At 53.2% G+C, this 18972-nt stretch carries 20 protein-coding genes; all 20 read left to right on the top strand.

The features are described 5' to 3' along the window. Nucleotides 1-377 precede the first annotated feature (377 nt). The 20 genes from rho (at nt 378) to A5774_RS04400 (ending at nt 18966) form a co-directional block, all read left to right on the top strand. Nucleotides 378-2537 carry a transcription termination factor Rho gene (gene rho, locus A5774_RS04490; RefSeq protein ID WP_064833546.1) on the top strand — a complete coding sequence of 720 codons (2160 nt, stop codon included), beginning with the start codon at nt 378-380 and terminating at the stop codon, nt 2535-2537. Between the two features lie 3 nt (nt 2538-2540). Continuing rightward, nucleotides 2541-3614 carry a peptide chain release factor 1 gene (gene prfA, locus A5774_RS04485; protein WP_021353094.1) on the top strand — a complete coding sequence of 358 codons (1074 nt, stop codon included), beginning with the start codon at nt 2541-2543 and terminating at the stop codon, nt 3612-3614. 3 nt (nt 3615-3617) lie between these two features. Then, on the top strand, nt 3618-4508 hold the full coding sequence (gene prmC / locus A5774_RS04480; RefSeq protein WP_021353095.1) for a peptide chain release factor N(5)-glutamine methyltransferase: 891 nt from the start codon (nt 3618-3620) through the stop codon (nt 4506-4508). A 134-nt stretch (nt 4509-4642) separates the two neighbouring features. Further along, the gene (locus tag A5774_RS04475; RefSeq protein ID WP_027017749.1) at nt 4643-5305 is read left to right on the top strand and encodes an L-threonylcarbamoyladenylate synthase; all 663 of its coding nucleotides are present in this window, start codon (nt 4643-4645) and stop codon (nt 5303-5305) included. After that, nucleotides 5305-6480: a glycosyltransferase family 4 protein gene (locus A5774_RS04470; protein WP_021353097.1), complete on the top strand. Its 1176-nt coding sequence runs from the start codon at nt 5305-5307 to the stop codon at nt 6478-6480. Before A5774_RS04475 ends, A5774_RS04470 begins: the two co-directional genes overlap by 1 nt. 126 nt (nt 6481-6606) lie before the next feature. Further along, nucleotides 6607-7092 (top strand): hypothetical protein, encoded by a 486-nt coding sequence (locus A5774_RS04465; RefSeq protein ID WP_027017750.1) that lies wholly within the window; start codon nt 6607-6609, stop codon nt 7090-7092. A 365-nt stretch (nt 7093-7457) separates the two neighbouring features. Then, a complete protein-coding gene (gene atpB / locus A5774_RS04460) occupies nt 7458-8261 on the top strand; it encodes a F0F1 ATP synthase subunit A (protein WP_021353099.1) in 804 nt (267 codons plus the stop codon). 94 nt (nt 8262-8355) lie between these two features. Further along, nucleotides 8356-8592, top strand: coding sequence for an ATP synthase F0 subunit C (locus tag A5774_RS04455; RefSeq protein WP_018120014.1), 237 nt, complete (start codon nt 8356-8358; stop codon nt 8590-8592). A 45-nt stretch (nt 8593-8637) separates the two neighbouring features. Further along, the gene (locus A5774_RS04450; protein WP_021353100.1) at nt 8638-9207 is read left to right on the top strand and encodes a F0F1 ATP synthase subunit B; all 570 of its coding nucleotides are present in this window, start codon (nt 8638-8640) and stop codon (nt 9205-9207) included. A gap of 6 nt (nt 9208-9213) precedes the next feature. Further along, on the top strand, nt 9214-10041 hold the full coding sequence (locus A5774_RS04445; protein WP_064833544.1) for a F0F1 ATP synthase subunit delta: 828 nt from the start codon (nt 9214-9216) through the stop codon (nt 10039-10041). Nucleotides 10042-10087: 46 nt separating this feature from the next. Then, nucleotides 10088-11761 (top strand): F0F1 ATP synthase subunit alpha, encoded by a 1674-nt coding sequence (gene atpA / locus A5774_RS04440; protein WP_024272794.1) that lies wholly within the window; start codon nt 10088-10090, stop codon nt 11759-11761. A 57-nt stretch (nt 11762-11818) separates the two neighbouring features. Continuing rightward, the gene (locus A5774_RS04435; protein WP_021353103.1) at nt 11819-12793 is read left to right on the top strand and encodes a F0F1 ATP synthase subunit gamma; all 975 of its coding nucleotides are present in this window, start codon (nt 11819-11821) and stop codon (nt 12791-12793) included. Between the two features lie 3 nt (nt 12794-12796). Next, nucleotides 12797-14248, top strand: coding sequence for a F0F1 ATP synthase subunit beta (gene atpD / locus A5774_RS04430; RefSeq protein WP_021353104.1), 1452 nt, complete (start codon nt 12797-12799; stop codon nt 14246-14248). 16 nt (nt 14249-14264) lie between these two features. Further along, complete coding sequence (locus tag A5774_RS04425) at nt 14265-14636, top strand: F0F1 ATP synthase subunit epsilon (protein WP_021353105.1); 372 nt, start codon at nt 14265-14267, stop codon at nt 14634-14636. Nucleotides 14637-14805: 169 nt separating this feature from the next. Then, nucleotides 14806-15255: a DUF2550 domain-containing protein gene (locus tag A5774_RS04420; protein ID WP_021353106.1), complete on the top strand. Its 450-nt coding sequence runs from the start codon at nt 14806-14808 to the stop codon at nt 15253-15255. 10 nt (nt 15256-15265) lie between these two features. Next, a complete protein-coding gene (nucS, locus tag A5774_RS04415) occupies nt 15266-15958 on the top strand; it encodes an endonuclease NucS (protein WP_023019631.1) in 693 nt (230 codons plus the stop codon). A 78-nt stretch (nt 15959-16036) separates the two neighbouring features. Beyond that, entirely contained in the window at nt 16037-16279 is a 243-nt protein-coding gene (locus tag A5774_RS11665; RefSeq protein WP_081703801.1) for a hypothetical protein, read from the top strand. A 46-nt stretch (nt 16280-16325) separates the two neighbouring features. Then, on the top strand, nt 16326-16652 hold the full coding sequence (locus A5774_RS04410) for an MTH1187 family thiamine-binding protein (RefSeq protein ID WP_024272796.1): 327 nt from the start codon (nt 16326-16328) through the stop codon (nt 16650-16652). A gap of 121 nt (nt 16653-16773) precedes the next feature. Beyond that, on the top strand, nt 16774-17838 hold the full coding sequence (locus A5774_RS04405; protein WP_082936098.1) for a tetratricopeptide repeat protein: 1065 nt from the start codon (nt 16774-16776) through the stop codon (nt 17836-17838). 276 nt (nt 17839-18114) lie between these two features. Then, entirely contained in the window at nt 18115-18966 is an 852-nt protein-coding gene (locus tag A5774_RS04400; RefSeq protein ID WP_023019627.1) for an ABC transporter ATP-binding protein, read from the top strand. Nucleotides 18967-18972: the final 6 nt, after the last annotated feature.

The raw sequence follows: 18972 nt of genomic DNA, 5'->3' as shown, positions 1-18972 counted from the left end.
GGGAATATGGCTCCATTAGGGGGTAAATACGAAAAAACATTGATGTGCGCTACACTGGTGCGTGAAATCGGTAGGCAGAGTATTCACACCGTCTGCACGATTATTCTAAATTCTCACAACCAGGAATGCCCGAGCGAAGATGCTGCGGTATTTCGCCGAGCGGGATCCGAATGAGAAATTTGGAATTAGTCTTTTAACTTTTCACTACTGCCACGGTGTTGCGCGCAGAAAGCAAGCAGCCGGAAGTGATGCCAAGGCATCTCACAATTTCTTCCGCGCACGCGTTGCGCACTGCCCGCGCCCAGGCTGTAGTCCGGGATCCCCGGTTATCGGGGCTACCTGAATCACGCGAGAAAAATCGACGCGAAAGGATATCCGTGAGCACAACGGACAACCCAGACCTGTATTCCATGAAGCTTCCTGAACTGCGGGAGCTTGCCATCGCCAAAGGGTTGAAAAGTATCACTGCCCTGCGTAAGGGAGAGCTGATCGTAGCAATTGAAACTGGTAAGGTGCCACGTAAATCCACTGAGAAACCGTTGCCGCGAATGAAGAAGTCCGAGTTAGAAGCACAGCGTGCCGCGCGATTGGCCGCTCAGGAATCCGGAACAGACAGCGTACGGAATTCGCCTGAAAAGGAGGCTCCGGCCTCAACCGAGCACACTGAGCAGTCCGTATCTGTAAAGCAAAATGTCACTGTGGATGGTGGCGACCGCGCTAGGGACAGCAAAGAAGGACAGCAACAGCCGGGTCTAGAAAAGAACACCCCTGGTGCTGCACAAGAGGAAGAGACCCCTTCGCCTGCAGCAGCTCGCCGTGCGCGCCGGGCACGTGCTAAAGCTCGCGCTAACAACAACCAGCACAACCAGCAGCATGAACATGACCGGAATCGCCGGAACGACAATGATTCCCGTCGCGAATCGTTGCAGGCTACACAGGTGTCGGAGGCTGATGAAGCGGTTCAAGCGCAAGACCAGGAGCAGCAGCCCGTTGTGCAACATACTAGCCCGGCTGCTAACACCCGCAGAGGGCGTCGAGGTCGGCGCGTTCGTCGCTTAGGTGAAAACAATCACCAGCAGGAAGCGGCACAAAATGATTCCCAGAACCACAGCAGTACTGACAACAATGTTGTTGAGGTAGCAGATCGGGGTGGCCAATCTGAGCGTCAAGATCGTACTGACCATGACCACCGTAACCGCAATGCACGTGGTGGCCGCGACGACCGTGACAACCGGGGTCCACGGGAACACCGGAATCGTGGTAACAACCGCGACAATAACGAGTTAAGCAACGATCACTCTGGAAATAATCAGGGGGGTAACCACGATAGTGGCAATGACCAAGGCGGTAACAATGACAACCGCAATAACGGTCTGCAAGAAGTCGCGGGCATTCTGGAAGTAGTCGATGGCAATGCTGCCTTCTTGCGTACTACGGGATATCGTCCGAGTTCGCTTGATGTTTTCGTCAACACCAATTTGGTTCGCCGTTTCCATTTGCGTACTGGCGATTATCTAACCGGCAAGGTGAAAATGACCGGGGGTGGACAGTCGCACGGCAAAGGCCGTAATCGGAAAAAGTATAACCAGATGGTGTTCGTGGAGACCGTCAACGGTTTGCACCCTGAAGAAGCCAAGCAGCGACCACAATTCAGTAAGCTCACGCCGTTGTACCCGAATAAGCGTCTGCGTCTGGAAACTGAGCCGAAGATTCTAACCACCCGCGTGATTGACTTGATCATGCCGATTGGTAAAGGCCAGCGAGCGTTGATCGTTTCGCCACCAAAGGCTGGTAAAACGACCATCTTGCAGAACATCGCGAACGCAATCTCGACGAACAATCCGGAATGCTATCTGATGGTCGTGCTTGTCGACGAACGCCCAGAAGAAGTTACAGATATGCAACGCAACGTCAATGGTGAAGTCATTGCGTCAACCTTTGATCGTCCACCTTCAGAGCACACCGCAGTTGCCGAACTTGCTATTGAGCGTGCTAAGCGCTTAGTAGAACAGGGCCAGGACGTCGTTGTGTTGTTGGATTCGATCACCCGTCTGGGCCGTGCATACAATAATTCGTCACCAGCGTCTGGTCGTATCCTCTCGGGTGGTGTCGACTCGAACGCACTGTATCCACCGAAGCGATTCCTTGGTGCGGCCCGCAACATTGAAAACGGTGGGTCATTGACGATCATTGCGACCGCTATGGTGGAGACCGGTTCGACTGGTGACACCGTGATCTTTGAAGAGTTCAAGGGCACTGGAAACGCAGAGCTGAAGCTGGACCGTGGAATCTCCGAGCGCCGTGTCTTCCCGGCGGTTGATGTCAACCCATCGGGCACGCGGAAAGACGAGTTGCTGTTGGTGCCAGAAGAAGCGCGCATTATGACGAAGCTGCGCAGGATTTTGTCCGCGTTGGATTCGCACCAGGCTATAGATTTGTTGATTAAACAGCTGCGGAAGACGAAGTCGAATGGCGAATTCTTGATGCAGGTTGCGTCGTCGGCTCCGATGGCAGCGGCGCTTGAAGAAGAGGACTAATTAATGGCTAATGAGGTATCACTTGTCGACGATGTCGTTTCTGAATATCGTGGCATTGAAGCCCAGATGTCAGATCCGTCAATTGCCGGTGACCAGGCACAATTCGGTAAGCTCTCGAAACGCTATGCCGAATTGCGGCCTATCATGCTCACCTATGAAGAGCTGACCGCAGCGAAAGAAGATCTAGAAGCTGCGCGGGAGATGGCTTACGAGGATCATGATTTTCAATCGGAAGCTGATGAACTTGCGGTACGAGTAGAACAGTTGCAGGAAAAGCTTGCTGACCTGTTAGCACCGCGGGATCCGCAAGATTCTGAAGATATCATTATGGAGATCAAGGCTGGTGCAGGTGGGGAAGAGGCCGCATTGTTCGCCGCTGACCTTGCCCGCATGTACGAGCGTTTCGCCGATAAGGCCGGTTTTGCCTGGAACGTACTTGCGCTGAATGAATCTGATCTCGGTGGCGTTAAAGATATGACGATTTCTTTCCGTGCGAAAAACCCTGGTCGTGATGGCGCTTGGGCATTTTTCAAGTATGAGGGCGGAGTGCACCGTGTACAGCGCGTGCCGGTAACCGAATCCCAGGGGCGCATCCAGACTTCCGCGGCTGGTGTTCTGGTCTACCCGGAGCCGGAAGAAGTGGAATCGGTCGACATCAACGAAAAAGACTTGCGTATCGACGTCTACCGTTCTTCAGGCAAAGGTGGACAAGGAGTCAACACCACGGACTCCGCAGTTCGTATCACGCACTTGCCGACCGGGCTGGTGGTGACCTGCCAGCAGGAGCGTTCACAGATCCAAAACAAAGCACGGGCCATGCAGGTGCTGCAGGCGCGGTTGGATCAGATTGAGCGGGAAAAAGCAGACGAAGAAGCGGGTGAACAAAGAGCTTCGCAGGTGCGGTCGATGGACCGTTCAGAACGAATTCGGACCTATAACTGGCCGGAAAACCGGATTGCGGATCACCGCATCGGATACAAAGCCAGTAACTTGGATAGCGTCCTCAATGGCGATATGCACGATTTGATCAAGGCTTTACAGGATCAAGAACGTGCTGAGCGCTTAGAGGCGAAGTAACGCGTGGAGTTTCCGGTGCCGGATAAGCAGCCACCGCTACACGCGGTGCTGCATTCAGCCATTCGTCGTTTCTCTGCTGCCGGTATTGCAAACGCCGCAGGTGAGGCTCGTTTACTTGCGGGACACTATCTTGCTGTAGGGTCCGCTGAAGTATTTCTTCATTTGCGCGAACCTGCTCCCAAAGGTTTAGCTTCGGCAATTGAGCGGCGAGAACGTCGTGAGCCGCTGCAACACATTATCGGATCTGCTCCCTTTGGACCGCTGGATATGCTCGTCGGGCCAGGCGTTTTCATTCCACGGCCAGAAACGGAAGTGCTTGCGCAATGGGCCGTCGACAAGCTTGTCGGCGACATTACTTCCGAGCACCCGGTGGTGTTAGATCTGTGCACCGGGACTGGCGCTCTTGCCGCTTATATTGCGCACGAGTTCAGCGCCGCCCGGGTCATTGGCGTGGAATATTCTTCACGAGCCATGCGATGGGCGGAAAAAAACCTGTACAACTTGCAGCAACATTGTGGCCTCAACTATGAGTTAGTCGACGGAGATGTACTCGATCCGACGCTGCTAGCCGACATTGCGGGGCAGGTGGATCTCATAGTGTGCAATCCTCCGTATGTTCCGCGCGATGACACGTTAGATGCTGAGGTGTATGCGGATCCTGATGATGCCGTCTTCGCCGGCGAGAGCGGGATGGATGTTATTAATGGGCTCGCTGTGCAATGTGCGCGCTTATTAAGACCTGGCGGTTTAGTAGGTTTCGAACATGATGATGCAACTTCAGAACAATCACTCCAGGTGTTTAAAGCAGAAGCAGATTTTTGTGCCGTTACCCCGTTAGCTGATTTGACCGGCAGGAAGCGGTTTGTGACTGCTGCCAAACGCGTAAAATCTTAGCGCGTAGACTAAGCACGTATTGGCTGCGGCTCCGAGGGACATCTATATAGCGATCTCGAGTAGCCATGACCGGCCCGTGTGGGCACGGAGAAGTCGACAGCGATCACGTGAGGTATGAGAAAGGCAAAGGCGCAATGAGCACAACATATTCCTGCGATGACAGTAATCAACGCAACGCCGGAATAAGCGCAGCAGTAGAGGCAGCACGTGCTGGCGAGTTGGTGGTTATGCCGACTGACACTCTATACGGCCTAGGGTGTAATGCTTTTGACAATGATGCTGTCGCTCGGTTACTCGAGGCGAAACAACGGGGGCGAGACATGCCAATAGCCGTGCTCGTTGGTTCGTGGGCGACGGTCCAGGGCCTGGTCCGAGAATTCCCTGAACAAACCAAAACCCTGATTGAAGCATTTTGGCCAGGTGGACTGTCTCTTATCGTCCCGCAGGCTCCTTCGCTGCCTTGGGATCTGGGCGATACGCGTGGAACGGTTATGTTGCGCATGCCGTTGCACCCCGTGGCTATATCGCTCCTGCAGGAAGTTGGCCCAATGGCGGTTTCTTCGGCAAATATTTCTGGACAGAAGCCACCGAAATCGGTGTTTGAGGCGGAAAAGCAACTTGGGCGCAATGTCGCTGTCTACTTGGATGATGGTGATAGTCCTGTGGGGCAAGCCTCTACCATCGTTGATCTGTCGGGGTCGCACCCGGTGGTTTTGCGTGAGGGTGCAATTAGTACGGACCGAATTGCAGAAGTGCTTGGGCTTTCGCCGGAGGCACTGCATAAAGAGAAAAACTGATGGGAGCGGCGGGAATCCCGATACGGGAACTCGGACTGGTGCTTTTGGTTGCAGCAGCCGTGACGTTTCTGATCACTGGCCTGGTTCGCAGTGTAATGGTGCGTTCCGGACGCATAGCGGAAATCCGCGCGCGTGATGTGCACACTCAGCCAACTCCCCGGCTTGGTGGGGTTGCTATGTTCAGCGGCTTTTTGCTCGCGGTTGCTCTCGCAATGCAGTTACCCGCGTTGAACCGCGGTTTTATGCCAGTGACCCCGGAAATGACGGCGGTATTGTGGTCGGCTTTTGCCATTGTCATCGTTGGCGTGTTGGATGATTTATTTGAGCTAACTGCGGTGCTCAAGTTGGTGGGACAAATTGTTGCAGCCTGTTTGATGAGCCTGTTGGGATTAACCTGGACGCTGCTTTTTCTGCCGATTGGGGACGGAACCACGGTCGTACTCGATCAAGTCCAGTCTCTAATCTTGACCGTGTTGTTCACCGTGATGCTCATTAATGCCATAAATTTTGTAGATGGTTTGGATGGCTTAGCAGCTGGTTTGGGAATGATTGCGGGAGGCGCGATCTTAGTGTTTTCCCTGACAGTGTTATATGACCAAGGGGGAGCAGTTTCGGCATATCCACCAGCGATCATCGCCTCGGGTTTGGTCGGTATCTGTGCGGGATTTTTGCCTCATAACTTTGAGCCTTCAAGGATATTTATGGGTGATTCCGGCTCAATGCTGATTGGTACATTGTTGGCGGCGGCGGCGACCTCAGCGAGCGGCAAGATTAATATGTCCTTATACGGTGCAGCAGATGTGGTGGCGCTGGTTTCTCCATTCATTGTTGTGTTGGCAGCGGTTTTTGTGCCGGTATTGGACCTTATTCTCGCTGTGGTGCGCCGGGTAGCTCGTGGGCAATCGCCGATGGCGGCGGATAAGCAGCATATTCATCACAGATTGCTATCGCTCGGGCACACGCACCGACGAACAGTTTTGGTGTTGTACCTTTGGGTTGCTGTAGTCGCATTTGGTGCAGTGAGTTTTTCTGTCGTTCCAGCCTGGATAGCGCTGGCTGGGACGGTGTTTGCGCTTCTGATAGCAGGTCTTGTGACGATGATTCCGTTAAAGGCTGGAAAACTTGGTCGCAACGATCGAGCACTCAAATTTGTGTCCAATCAGTCACCTATTTAATACGGTCAAGCGTGCTTCATACATAGTTAGTACTGTGCTGAAGCAATTGCGATCTGTTAAATGGGGAGGCGGAAGCCGTGAATAAAGGTAAAAGAGTTTCCACGATATAGGGGCAGGAAAGATTTAATGAATCTAGCGAAAAATAAGGGATATAACACGGGCGATGGTCCTGATGGCGCGAAGAATCACGATCACGCTCAGGGGTTATCACCCTACGAGGATCATAGTTTGCCCCTCAAACGAGGGTTGCGGTTGGGAATTCGCGCACTGATCATCGCGACAATCGCTTCACTCGTGCTTTGGGGTGCAATTGCGGGACTGCCGGGATTATCGGGGGTGCTTCTTGGCGCGGGTATCGGGGGAAGTTTCGTGCTGTTTACTGCTGTGAGCGTATTGCTCACTGCAAATACCACACCGTCCACAACGATGGCCGTTGTGCTTGGGAGTTGGTTACTAAAAATTACGCTGTTGGTGTTGGTTCTGTTTGCAATCCGAGATTTGGACTTCTACCACACTGTTTCATTATTCGTGACGGTCGTTGTAGTGCTCATCCTTACTTTAGGTACGGAAGTCTGGGCCATCGTTACATCCAAAGTTACTTTTGTTGGATAAAGTGGCCCCGGCAAAGGCAAACACTGCCGCAACTCTGTGACTTTAATTGCATGAAAAGTGAGAGACTTTTGCGAAAAATAACTGCGAATTTGTGCAGGTCAGCTTATTAATAGAAAAAGTTACCCCCACAAGGCGACAGAATCGGATTACGCTGATAATATACTGCACGGGTAACCGCAATAGTGGTGCGCCTTTCACAGGTAACTGTAAGGGTGTGACTGAAATGCTGCGCTGTTTCCCCTGCTGTTGCCGCGCTGATGTGCGACGGAGTCCGTGGTAACGGCAGCGAGTTTGAAGACGTCCATCGCACCGTATGAGTTATTCATGCGGCCCGAACACGGGAGAGAACGCTGAGCGTTACAACTATGGCCTTTCGAGGTGAGTTCCACTCGCCTGAACTGGACCCAGAATTTTTCCCGGGGCAATACTATGGCCACATCATCCTTGATGATTTCTTGGGTGGTTGGTTCGCGCTAGACCGCTTGATGCTTGTTCGCTTGCTAATGCTGGCGATCATGCTGGTGGTCTTCCTCGTCGCCTTTAGGAGCCCCAAGCTGGTTCCTTCAGGTTTGCAGAACGTCATGGAGTACGCGCTGGATTTTGTTCGGATCCACATTGCCGAAGACATTTTGGGCAAAAAGGAAGGTAGAAGGTTCCTGCCGATTCTCGCGGCAATCTTCTTCTCAGTTTTGTTCATGAATGTTTCGACGATCATTCCGGGCCTGAACATTTCGGCAAATGCACGTATCGGAATGCCGATCGCTCTTGCGCTACTGGCTTATATCACCATGATTTATGCCGGTGCAAAGCGCTATGGGTTCGGCAAATTCGTGAAGTCTTCGGTGGTGATTCCTAATCTGCCACCATTACTGCACGTTCTGGTCGTGCCGATCGAATTCTTCTCGACGTTCATCCTGCGTCCGATCACGCTGGCACTGCGTCTGATGGCAAACTTCCTTGCCGGTCACATTATTTTGGTCTTGCTGTTTAGCGCCACTAACTTCTTCTTCTGGCAGCTCAATGGCTGGACAGCACTATCCGGTGTGACGGTATTGGCAGCGGTCCTGTTTACCCTGTACGAAGTGATTATCATCTTCTTGCAGGCTTACATTTTCGCCTTGCTGACTGCGGTGTACATCGAATTGTCTTTGCACGCAGACGCACACTGACAAACTCGCGAACCACGCGGCTAATTACATAACCCCACAGCAACTACACTCTCGGTAAACCTTACCGAGAACCACGAAAGGGATTGACTTTCACATGAACGAGATCATCTTGGCACAGGCAACTGAGTCCTCCATCGAGCTGGGCGCCATCGGCTACGGATTGGCAACCATTGGCCCTGGTCTGGGTATCGGTATCTTGGTTGGTAAGACCGTGGAAGGTATGGCACGTCAGCCTGAGATGGCTGGCCAGCTTCGTACCACCATGTTCCTTGGTATCGCCTTCGTTGAGGCTCTTGCCCTTATCGGCCTCGTTGCAGGCTTCCTGTTCTAAAAAGCGCGCGGAAATAACACCACACTTTTTAAGACTGGAGAGCCTATGAACGTCACTTATTTGCTTGCGGAGCATGGAGAGGAATTGCCACTCGAAAGTGGGAACTCCCTCCTTTTGCCTGCGAACTACGACATCGTCTGGTCGATCATTCCGCTTGCAGTTGTCGTCTTCCTCTTCGCAAAATTTGTGATCCCGAAATTCCAAGAAGTTCTTGACGAGCGCGAGGACCGGATTAAAGGCGGGATGGACCGCGCTGAAGCCGCCCAGGCTGAAGCAAAGGCAGCGTTGGAAAAATACAACGCACAACTGGCGGATGCCCGTGCAGAAGCTGCGACCATCCGTGAGGATGCTCGTAAGCGCGGCGAGCAAATCGAAGCCGAGCACAAAGCAAAGGCTGAAGAAGAAGCTACTCGCATCATTGAAGCTGGCAACAAGCAGCTTTCTGCGAACCGCGAACAAGTCATTGCGGATCTGCGATCAGATCTGGGACAAAACTCGATTAACTTGGCTGAGCGTTTGCTCGGCACCGAACTATCGGATGCTACTAAGCAATCCGGAACGGTAGATTCGTTCTTGTCCGAACTCGACAACGTGGCACCAGCCGCAAGAAAGTAGGCAAGCATGAAAGCAGCGAGCCGCGAAGCATTGCAACAACTTTACGCAGCTATTGACGAGACTTCGTCTCAGTCTTCGAATGCTGTCGAGGTTGACTCGCAGACCGGTTTGGAGATCTTTGAGGTCGTTGAAGCGATCGAAGGTGATCGACCCCTACGCGTTGCGCTTGCCAACAATGCAGCCTCTGCTGAACAAAGAGTGGCTTTGGCAGACGAGGTTTTTACGCAACACCTTTCTTCCAACGCTCTGAATGTTCTGAGAAAAGCAGTGGGGCTAACTTGGTCAACCCCACGAGACCTAAGAACCGGTTTGGTTGCGGGAGCTCGTCGCATCTTATTGCGGGGAGCGGAATACAAAAACCAGTTAGAACAGGTTGAGCAAGAGCTGTTTTCTTTGTCTCGTGTACTGGACCGGGAAGGCGAGCTATGCATGCTGCTGTCTGATCGCCGGGTTGAGGCTTCGAAACGACGCTCACTGCTTGCTCGACTCCTCGAAGGTAAAAACATCACGATGTTTAGCGAGGCGCTCGTGTTGCATGCGGTTGGCAGGATTGAAAAAGATCCGGCTAGCGATGTTGCCGCACTCGTTGAGCAGGCAGCCGAACTGCGCGGCCACAAGGTGGCTCGTGTAGTCAGTGTTGGAAGCTTGACTGGTGCACAGCGGGAAGCCCTCGCAGAAAAACTTCACACGATTTATGATCATCGGATGTCCATCCACAATGAGGTTGACCCCAGCCTCCTCGGTGGCGTGCGCATCCACGTTGGTAACGAAGTCATCGATGGCTCGACCAAGGCTAAGCTGGCGCGTATGCGTTCAGCGCTAAGCGTTGGTTAGAGCGTTTCTGACAGTGCTGACGTAATAAACGATCCTTATAAAATAATTGCTGGAAAACACAACCGAGAGCAGGAAGAACATGGCGGAGCTAACGATCTCCTCCGACGAGATCCGTAGCGCGATTGCGAACTACACCTCGAGCTATTCCGCGGCGGCCTCCCGTGAGGAGGTCGGCGTGGTCATTTCGGCAGCCGACGGTATTGCCAACGTCTCTGGCCTACCGTCCGTTATGGCGAATGAGCTCCTGGAGTTCCCGGGCGGCGTTATTGGCGTCGCACAGAACTTGGACACTGATTCCATCGGTGTCGTAGTTCTGGGAAACTTCGAATCACTGGCAGAAGGTGATGAGGTTAAACGGACCGGAGAAGTACTTTCCATCCCCGTAGGCGAAGACTTTCTTGGCCGCGTGATTAATCCCCTGGGCCAACCAATCGATGGTCTGGGTGAGATCAAATCTGACAAAGAACGCGCACTTGAGTTGCAGGCCGCTGGCGTTCTTGACCGGCAGCCGGTCGAAGAACCAATGCAGACTGGCATCAAGGCGATTGATGCGATGACTCCAATCGGACGCGGCCAGCGCCAGCTGGTCATTGGCGACCGTAAGACCGGTAAGACCGCTCTGTGCATCGACACCATCCTTAACCAGAAGGCAAACTGGGAGTCCGGTGATCCGGACAAACAGGTGCGATGCATCTACGTTGCGATTGGCCAAAAGGGCACCACCATCGCCGGTGTTCGTCGCACGTTGGAAGAGCATGGGGCTCTTGAATACACCACCATCGTTGCTGCACCAGCATCTGATGCCGCTGGTTTCAAGTGGTTGGCACCGTTCTCCGGTGCTGCCCTTGGCCAGCAGTGGATGTATGAAGGCAAGCACGTTTTGGTTATCTACGATGACTTGACCAAGCAGGCTGAGGCCTACCGCGCAATCTCGTTGCTGTTGCGCCGTCCACCAGGACGTGAAGCTTACCCAGGTGACGTTTTCTACTTGCACTCCCGTTTGCTTGAGCGCGCTGCAAAGCTTAACGATGAGCTCGGAGCAGGCTCGATGACTGCGTTGCCTGTTATTGAAACTAAGGCAAATGACGTCGGCGCCTTTATTCCGACCAACGTCATTTCGATTACGGACGGCCAGGTATTCTTGCAGTCCGATCTCTTCAACCAGGGCGTTCGCCCAGCTATCGATGTCGGTATCTCGGTATCCCGAGTCGGTGGTGCTGCTCAGACCAAGGGCATGAAGAAGGTTGCAGGTAACCTTCGTCTTGATCTGGCCGCATATCGTGACTTGGAAGCGTTCGCCACCTTTGCTTCGGATCTGGATGCTGCGTCCAAGGCCCAGCTTGATCGCGGCCAGCGCCTGGTTGAACTGTTGAAGCAGCCAGAGTCCAGCCCTCAGAATGTGGAATTCCAAATCGTCTCGATTTGGTTGGCTTCGGAAGGCGCCTTCGACAACGTTCCGGTTGAGGACACTCGCCGATACGAAACCGAACTCCACGAGTACTTGCAGGGTGAGGTTCCACAGGTATACGAGCAAATCCAGGGCGGTAAGCCTTTGGATGATGACTCCAAGGAAGCTTTGCGCAATGCTAACGACGAATTCGCGAAGGGTTTCCAAACCACCTCCGGTGAGCCTGTGATCGACAACCACGAAGATCCTCTGGAGGAGTCTGAAGTGGAAAAGAACCAGCTCAACGTCTCCCGAAAGAGCGTCAAGAAGTAACTAGCAGTAGTAACTCTGATTGCTTCGAGATAAGGAAAGAAGGGAGGGAAGGAAACCATGGCTACTCTTCGCGAATTACGCGACCGAATTCGGTCGGTTAACTCAACGAAGAAAATCACCAAAGCGCAGGAAATGATTGCCACCTCGCGCATTAACAAAGCTTTGGCTCGTGTGGAAGAAGCACAGCCATACGCTGAGGAGATGCAAGAAGTGATGGAGCGCCTGGCGTCTGCAACGACGCTGGAACACCCTATGCTGAAGCCACGCGAGCACGTAAAGACGGCCGCAGTGCTAGTCATTACTTCTGATCGCGGCATGTGTGGTGGTTACAACTACAACGTGCTGAAACGTGCCAATGAGTTGGAGAAACTCTTGGACGAAAAAGGCTATGAGGTCAAGCGTTACGTTGCCGGCGGTAAAGGCGTTGACTTCTATCAATTCCGTGGCGTCGACATCGCAGGGCAGTGGACTGGTTTTTCCCAGGACCCAAGCATGGAAGCTACCCATGATATGCGCCAGCATCTCATCGAAGGCTTCCAAGCAAGCTCTGAAGGAACTGCGCCACATCGCGACGGAGTCAATGTTGTCGAAGGTGAAGACCTGCTCGGCTTTGATTCGGTCCACGTAGTTCACACAACGTTTGAATCTATGCTCGTACAGGAAGTAAACGTTCATCAGTTGCTTCCAATTGAGCCTGTTTACCAAGAGGAAGAAGTCGTCGACGAAGGTTTTTCGACTACTCACGGCGAAACTGAAGCTCAGATGGAATTCGAGCCGGATCCAGAATTATTACTGGAATCCCTGCTCCCGAAGTACGTCTCACGTATTCTGTACGCAATGCTTCTGGAAGCATCGGCTGCGGAGTCTGCCGCGCGCCGTACAGCCATGAAAGCTGCGACGGATAATGCGACCGAGTTGGTCAACGACCTGTCGCGCGTTGCTAACCAGGCTCGTCAGGCACAGATTACCCAGGAAATCAACGAGATCGTCGGTGGCGCTGGTGCGCTTGCCGGCAGCGGAGAAAGTGACTAAATCATGACTACAGCTCTCGATGAGCAGAACACGCAGGAAGGTAGCGCCAACGCTACCGGCCGCGTCGTGCGCGTCACCGGTGCGGTCGTCGACGTGGAATTTCCGCGTGGAGCGATGCCTGCTCTGTACAACGCGCTGACTGTCGAGGTCACCCTCGAGGCAGTCGCCAAGACCATCACGCTTGAGGTTGCACAGCACCTCGGCGATAACCTGATCCGGACCATTGCGTTGGCACCTACGGACGGTCTCGTCCGTGGCGCTGAGGTTATCGACACTGGTAAGCCAATTACTGTTCCCGTCGGCGATGCCGTCAAAGGACACGTCTTCAATGCGCTCGGTGAGTGTTTGGACGAACCAGGATTGGGCCGCGACGGCGAACAGTGGGGAATCCACCGCGATCCGCCACCATTCGATGCGCTGGAGGGTAAAACCGAGATTCTGGAGACTGGAATCAAGGTTATCGACCTCCTTACCCCGTACGTTAAGGGTGGCAAAATTGGTCTGTTCGGTGGCGCCGGCGTCGGCAAGACCGTTCTTATCCAGGAAATGATCACTCGTATCGCTCGTAACTTCTCCGGTACTTCCGTGTTCGCCGGCGTCGGCGAGCGTACACGTGAGGGTACTGACCTGTTCCTGGAAATGGAAGAGATGGGCGTGTTGCAAGACACCGCCCTTGTCTTCGGTCAAATGGACGAACCACCAGGGGTTCGTATGCGCGTGGCCTTGTCTGGTCTAACCATGGCTGAATATTTCCGCGACGTTCAAAACCAGGACGTTTTGTTGTTCATTGACAACATCTTCCGTTTTACTCAGGCAGGTTCCGAGGTTTCCACGCTGTTGGGCCGTATGCCTTCCGCCGTGGGTTATCAGCCAACATTGGCTGATGAGATGGGTGTTTTGCAGGAACGGATTACCTCTACACGTGGTAAGTCAATTACTTCCCTGCAGGCCGTTTACGTCCCCGCCGACGACTACACCGACCCGGCTCCAGCTACTACCTTCGCGCACTTGGACGCGACAACCGAGCTGGATCGTTCGATTGCGTCGAAGGGTATTTACCCTGCCGTGAACCCACTGTCTTCGACCTCCCGTATCCTCGAGCCTGGCATCGTGGGTGAGCGCCACTACGCGATCGCACAGCGCGTCATCAACATCCTGCAGAAGAACAAGGAATTGCAGGACATCATCGCCATCTTGGGTATGGATGAGTTGTCAGAAGAAGACAAGGTGACCGTTCAGCGGGCCCGTCGTATCCAGCGCTTCTTGGGACAGAACTTCTACGTCGCAGAGAAGTTCACCGGCTTGCCAGGTTCTACCGTTCCTCTGGAAGAAACCATCGACGCTTTCGAACGCATCTGTGATGGTGAGTTTGACCACTATCCAGAGATGGCTTTCGATGGTTTGGGTGGCCTCGATGATGTCGAGGCAAAATACAAAAAGATGAACGAGAAGTAGGAAGTAGGCGACACACATGGCTGAATTCACCGTGGAACTCGTCGCGGTCGACCGTAAGCTTTGGTCCGGCCAGGCCACCATGGTCACTGCTGAGACCACCGATGGTGAGCTCGGCGTGTTGCCTGGGCACCAGCCCCTACTCGGTCAGTTGTTGGACAACGGTGTTGTGACGATTACCGGTGCCAATGGCGATCGTGTTGTCTTTGGCGTACAGGGCGGTTTCCTCTCCGTATCCAAGGAGAAGGTCACGGTCTTGGCTGATTGGGCGATCACATCTGAAGAGTGGGATTCTTCTACCGTCGAAGAATACGAAACCTCCGACGATGAATACGTCCGTGCGCACGGAATTACCGCACGCCGTGCCCAGCGTCGCGCAGAGTTAATCTAATCCTGCTGTCTGGCTCCAACACAGACGGTTAATCGGAAAGGCTTTTCCCAAACTCGGGAAAAGCCTTTTTGCGTACGTACCGCAGTTTGCCGATGAAAACATTTCACAAACGCTATGTCACGCATTAAACTGGTCTGAAATCTCTTCTGTTAGTTAAGGTGGCAGCTTAATGCAGGATATTATGGGTAGCTTCTTACCAGTATGCGTATTATTGGCGCTAGTTTTCGTCGCAGGGTTGGCTGCGTGGCGGTTCTTCACTCTGCGGTCGAAAGGCAATGCGGTCATAGCTCGGCGTCTTCCTGCGAAGGGTACACACGGCTGGCGTCATGGCCGGATAGTCTGTGATGGCCAGCAGCTAAATATGTACAAGCTTCGTTCATTATCACCCTCTGCAGATGTAATACTCGAACGTCAAGAATTGACGCTCCACCGTCAACGTTCAGTGACAGATGCCGAGGGTTCTTTTATGTCCTCATCACTTCAGGTGCTCGAAGTATCGACACCCGACGACCACTTTGAATTAGCCGTAGATAACGCTACGGCGATGGCACTCTGCTCATGGCTGGAATCTGCTCCGGATAGCCGGCAAGAAAGGTACAAGCCGCAGCGTCTGCGCTAGGGTAGTGGGCATGCGTTTAGTGATTGCCCGATGTTCTGTCGACTATGTCGGCAGGTTGGATGCCCATTTGCCCGCTGCTGATCGCTTGATCATGGTCAAATCGGATGGATCTGTCTCGGTCCATGCGGACAACCGTGCGTATAAACCGCTGAACTGGATGACTTCCCCGTGTACATTGGCTGAATCCCCGATTACTGATATCGATGGGGAAGATACTGAAGAAAAACTTTGGGTAGTTGAAAACCCCCAAGGTGAGCAGTTGCGCATTACTCTGCATCGCGTATTCCATGATTCGAGCCACGATCTTGGGGAGGATCCAGGTTTGGTCAAAGACGGGGTGGAAGCGCATTTGCAGGAATTGCTTGCGGAACATATTACGACGCTTGGTGATGGTTACACACTCGTGCGCCGAGAATATCCGACTGGTATCGGCCCGGTAGATATTTTGGCGCGCAATGCGGCTGGTGAAACCGTCGCTGTTGAGATTAAACGTCGCGGTGGTATTGATGGGGTTGAGCAGCTGTCTCGGTATCTTGAGCTGTTGAACCGGGATAGCCTCTTGGCTCCAGTGCATGGAGTGTTTGCGGCACAACAAATTAAAGAACAAGCCAAAGCCCTGGCCCGAGACCGGGGTATTCGGTGTGTGACGCTGGATTATCAAGAACTGCGCGGGCTGGAAACTAACGAATTGCGGTTGTTCTAAGTGGGAGCGAAGAAACCTCGCGGCCCAAAAGGCAAGAAGTCAGGTAAAGCATGGCGGGCGCAACATAGGCCGTTCAGTATCCCGGCTGATGGGGGTTCCCTGTTTGGCACACAAGTGACTGAAGGCCCAAGTTGGGATTTCGGTAGGCCGTATCAATATCGGCAGATCGCGGCGGTGCGCGCAGTTAAATACTATGTGTGCCCTGGCTGCAATCTCGACATTCCGCCGGGGGTCGCGCATATTGTTGCTTGGCCGCGCGATTCCGGTGGGCGAGGGGATGATCGCCGTCATTGGCATGCGCGCTGTTGGCAGCGTCGTTAAGAATGCGGTGCGCGTTGTCTTTGCAGAAACAGGTAGCCTGGAAGATATGATTGTGGCTTTTTCTGTAGCACCCACTACCACAAATGAGACTGGTGAAATGTCTGAAGCGGTCGCTGAGGCCGTGCGCGTCGTCCGTGAATCGGGGCTGCCGAACGAGACAAATTCGATGTTTACCTTATTGGAAGGTGAGTGGGATGAGGTCTTCGCGGTGATTAAGAAAGCGACTTCCGCAGTAGAGGCTGTCTCTCCACGTGTTTCACTGGTTATCAAAGCGGATATTCGCCAGGGCGTAACCAACGGTTTGACTGCCAAGGTCGACGCCGTGAACCGGCATCTCGCAGAAACTTCGGAGAATGCATCAAGAGGGGATTAATACCGCGGTCCCGCTGAAAACAATGAAGACAGATCGTTGTGAAGCTCTAGCTCTATCGCCGATTTTCTTGGTTGCTAGTTCCCATCACAACCTTGAGGATTTTTAGGAAGGCAGAATTTTAATGACTATTCCGCAGCAACCAGCCGACCAGAACCCCGGGGACCGCCCTGATTCAGCTAGGCAAGAACCAGCACGTTTCGCCGCATCGGCGGTGGATCTGCAACAACTGAAAAATCGTGCCCAAGCAACCGCCGGTGGTGCAAACACCGCTGGCTTAGCTAATTCCGCCGGCACAGGGGCGACTGGTCATACCGGAAACGCACGCCCAGATCGCGGCACAGGGGCGCAAATACCTGCTTATTTCGAGGTAAACGAGCACAATTTCGAAACTGATGTGGTTCGTCGTTCTGCGGAAGTGCCCGTTGTCGTGTTGCTGGGTACTTCGAGAGCTGCTGAGTCGGATGAGATGAAGCGCAACTTTGAAGAGCTGGTTGTAAAAGATTCCACGCTGGGCAAGATTATTTTCGGTTATGTGGATGCTGATAAAAACCCAGCCATCGTGCAAGCTTTTAGAGCAGAAGCGGTACCAACTGTGGTGGCTTTGGGGCAAGGGCAGCCGCTCACTCAATTTCAAGGTGTTCAACCCGTTGGGGTTTTGCAGCAGTGGGTGGACGCGTTAATTCAACAGATTGGTTCTAAACTGCCCGGAACATCGCAGCCAATCGTTAATCCAGCAGATGCTACTGGAAAGCAGGATACTGATTCGGAAATCGACCCGCGGCACGATGCTGCTGAACAAGCCCTGGCTAGAGGAGATTATGGGCAGGCACGTGAGCATTATGATGCTATTTTGGAGGATAATCCAGACGACAAACAGGCTGATTTAGCTCTTAAGACCGTGGAAGTCATCGAGCGGTTCGATCCAGCAAACCGCAGCGGTGATGCTGTACAAGATGGAGATGCGGCGCCGCACGACGTCGATAAGCAACTCGATGCTGCTGACGCCGAAGTATTAGCCGGGGTACCAGAGAAAGCTTTTGCTCGCCTGATTTCCACTATGAAGCTGACTGCAGGTGCAGACAAAGATCGTTTGCGGACCCGGGTTATCTCGTTGTTCGAATTATTTGATCCGGCAGACCCACGGGTAAAACAAGCTCGTACTGATTTGGCGAGCGCATTATTTTAAGAACTATTCGCGAGTTCCAGTGCAAGGCAGCGTTTGCAGCATTCCGTCCTCGATGAGCCCTAAATTGACTGGGATTAACGGTGAGAAAGATCTGGTCTGGCGCTTGAGACTTTTCATCCCCTTTTTCGGCTCGTGGCATAAGCTAGAGGAGGAGTATCCATGAGTTTGAGACTGCGTGATCTGAGCCTAGAAAACCGCGGCAAGGCCGGAAGCTCATTCAATCCTGGAGAACTTAGGAATAGTTTTTGCACCGCGAAGAAAGAGACGATTTAGATTATGACTTCGAACTCCGCACATCTCACACCTGAAACTAGCGAAGACTTGTTGATCGATTTCCGACAAGTCGGATTACGCCGCGGTGGAAATCGTTTGGTTGGACCTGTCGATTGGCAGGTCGAGCTGGATGAGCGCTGGGTAATTATTGGTCCCAATGGGGCCGGTAAAACTTCATTGGTTCGTATGGCTTCAGCCGAAGAATTTCCCTCGGAAGGTACTGCTTTTGTGATGGGGCAGAGATTTGGGGCTGCCGATATGCGTGACGTACGAGCGATGGTCGGAATTTCTTCCGCGGCTCTCGCCAACCGTATTCCTGCTGGTGAACGTGTCGACGACTTAGTGGTTTCTGCTGGTTATGCGGTGCTAGGCCGTTGGCGGGAAGACTACGAATCACTGGATTTTGAACGAGCATACGATACCCTGGAGCAGGTTGGTGCTTTTCACCTTATGGAGCGCACTTGGGGAACGTTGTCGGAAGGCGAACGAAAAAGAGTTTTGCTGGCTCGCGCTTTGATGACGGATCCAGAACTGTTGATTTTGGATGAACCATCTGCAGGTATGGATTTAGGGGGACGAGAGGATCTGGTTGGGTATCTGGGTGAGCTCGCGTTGGATCCTGATGCACCAGCAATCGTGATGATTACCCATCATGTGGAAGAGATCCCGGAAGGTTTCACTCACGCCATGCTGCTGGACGAAGGCGAAGTCGTGGCACAAGGTTTGCTGGATGATGTTTTGACTTCAGAAAACCTCACGAAAGCCTTCCATCAACCGATTCAGGTGGATCGGTTGGGATCACGCTTTTTTGCTCGGCGTACGAGTCGGGGCCGTGGTTCGCACCGCGCCGGATAGGTCGGT

The sequence above is a fragment of the Corynebacterium sp. EPI-003-04-2554_SCH2473622 genome, assembly GCF_001665955.1.
GTDB lineage: Bacteria > Actinomycetota > Actinomycetes > Mycobacteriales > Mycobacteriaceae > Corynebacterium > Corynebacterium pseudodiphtheriticum.
Note: the sequence above shows the minus strand (reverse complement) of the source record. Positions and strands in the feature narration are given on the sequence as shown.